A 470-nucleotide genomic window follows, 5' to 3' on the forward strand; every position below is an offset into this window, starting at 1 on the left:
ATCCTTTTCAATAATCGCTTTTATTTTGCGGAGGACGCTTTTCAATATGTTTCTTTTTATATGCTAAAGTCTTCTTATGCTGCCATTCCTGCATTTCTTTTTTTGTCCCCTTGGCTTCGAATAGCATATAAGCGTTATGCTGCTTATAAAATTTTTGTGTATACCTTGCAGTTCCTTGTGTTGTCTCACCATATTTTAATACCGCATGAGTTTTTTTATCTCTTAAAGAATACCCTATAGCGGGTGCTTTTGTACTATGCGAATTTTTGTGGACTTCATCTTTTGGTTTTGGTGTTGGTTTAGTTTTTTGTATTCAAATTTCCCTTTAGAATATCCAATAGAGAAACCGACTGATAAAGATAAGGCCTTTCCAATACTGCTATAACTGTCATAAACAGCCCTTGCTCCTGCTTTTGCTCCTGCTTTCGTTGCGTACCAAATCTTTTTTCCTTTACTCTTCCACGCTTTGT

General features: G+C 36.0%; 1 pseudogene. It reads right to left on the reverse strand.

Annotated elements, in window-relative coordinates:
* Window positions 1–234 precede the first annotated feature (234 nt).
* A pseudogene (locus KVT34_RS29840) lies at window positions 235–470 on the reverse strand (hypothetical protein); the annotation flags it as partial.

Origin of the sequence: Paenibacillus sp. GbtcB18 (assembly GCF_019091125.1) — a bacterium.
Classification (GTDB): domain Bacteria; phylum Bacillota; class Bacilli; order Paenibacillales; family NBRC-103111; genus Paenibacillus_F; species Paenibacillus_F chitinolyticus.